General features: G+C 64.1%; 2 protein-coding genes. Both read right to left on the reverse strand.

The features are described from left to right. Window positions 1-1,188 (reverse strand): transporter substrate-binding domain-containing protein (locus tag QZY44_RS25775; protein ID WP_365305276.1); only part of this gene is annotated, 1,188 nt, incomplete at its 3' end. 9 nt (window positions 1,189-1,197) lie between these two features. Beyond that, a partial coding sequence (locus QZY44_RS25780; RefSeq protein ID WP_295454904.1) for a response regulator occupies window positions 1,198-1,700 on the reverse strand: 503 nt, incomplete at its 5' end.

Raw genomic sequence — 1,700 nt, forward strand, 5'->3', positions numbered from 1 at the left:
GCTCATGTTGGCGAGGAACTCGCTCTTGGCGCGGTTGGCCGCTTCCGCCCTTTCCTGCGCCTCACGCATGGCCTCACTCGTCTTACGAAGCTGCGCCGTGCGCTGACCGACCTGGCCTTCAAGCGTCTGGTTCAGGTGTTGCAACGCTTGTTGCGCCTGCAGCAAGCGGCGCTTTTCTTCGGTCAGGTCCACCTCGGACACCCGCAGATCGGCCGCGATACGCTGCCTGATGGCGACTTCCCGGGCCAACCGGCGATTCCAGTAGAAGAAGGCGAGAAACACCAGCGTGGCGCCGGCGACGACTTGCCATACCAGCGTATAGTCGATGTGTGGCCGCACCTCCACCGCACCCCATTTCTGGTTGATGGCATTGATCTGCGCGGGGGTCATTGCCGCAAGCCCCTGGTTGATCAGCGAGGCCAGCGCCGGCCAGTCGTTACGCACCGCCATCGCCTGCGTGTGCTGGCCGTAAGGGGTGGGAGCGGCGACCACCAGGTTGGTGAAGCGATTCTGTTTGATGAGGAAATTGGCAATGGCAAGGTTTCCCACATAGGCATCCGCCCGGCCTGTCACCACGGCTTCGAGCGCCTGCTGTGAGCGCGCCACTTCGAGGATGCGGATCGCGGGATAGTCGGTCCGGATCTTGTCCGTGATCGCATAGCCCTTTTCCAAAGCGACGTTCTGGCCGCTCAGGCTTTCGAGCCCGGCGATATAGGGCGTGTCGTTGCGGGTATAGACCACCCAGGGCGCGGTCAGGTAGTCGTTCGTCAGGGCGAACTCTTTTTCCCGTTCAGGGGTACGGTTCATGGTCGGCAGCAGATCGAAATGCCGGCGGGGTCCGCTAACGTCCGCCATCGCCTCGGCCCACTGGACGGCAGAGGTCACAAACTCGACCTTGAAGTTGAAGCGCCTGGCGATGGTCTCGAGATAGTCGACCACCACGCCCGAAGGCACCGGCGCGGCGATCATATAGGGGGGCCAGTCGGTGATGCGAACCCGTACGGTGTGATTTTCGGCAAGCCAGGCGCACTCCTCCGGGGTCAGCGGGATGGCGGTGTGAGGCGCGTCGGTTTCCGCTGGTAGTGCGATGGCGACGCAAGCGAAAACAGACCAGAGCAGCGTTATGCCAAGCAGCCAACACCGCATAAGCCGCCGCACGGTGCAAAACGTCCTCCTGTCATACCTCATGGCGTCTTGCTACCCGCCCTCTCGCAGCACCTGTGAGAACGACTCCAGGTCATAGTTATAAGCCCACTGCGACAGCAGCGTGCGCAGCGCGTCGTCGCGCTCATCGAGCTGCGCAATAAGCGTGGTGATCCGGCCGAAGTCACCCAGGGCCACCGCGTCGTTCAACGCGCCGCGCCAACCGGCGGGACAGGCACCCAGGCGGCTCGTCAGCTCGCACGCAGAGAACGCGGCCGAGGCCACCGAGGCGTGGTCGGCCCGCACGAACCGCAAACCGGCCCGCCGCTCCAGGATGGCGAACAGTTCCTCGGCGCGCCACGGTTTGCCGGCGAAGTCGTCGCAACCGCAGGAGAGGAAGCGGTCGCGGTGTTCATTGAAGGCACTGGCGGTGAGCGCCACGATGATGGTGCCGACCGCCCCGGGACGGACCGCCATGCGCGCCCTGATCTCCCGGGTCGCCTCCTCTCCCGACATCACCGGCATTCGCATATCCATGAATACGACATGCGGTTGCC

It is taken from the genome of uncultured Thiodictyon sp. (genome assembly GCA_903837595.1).
Taxonomy (GTDB): domain Bacteria; phylum Pseudomonadota; class Gammaproteobacteria; order Chromatiales; family Chromatiaceae; genus Thiodictyon.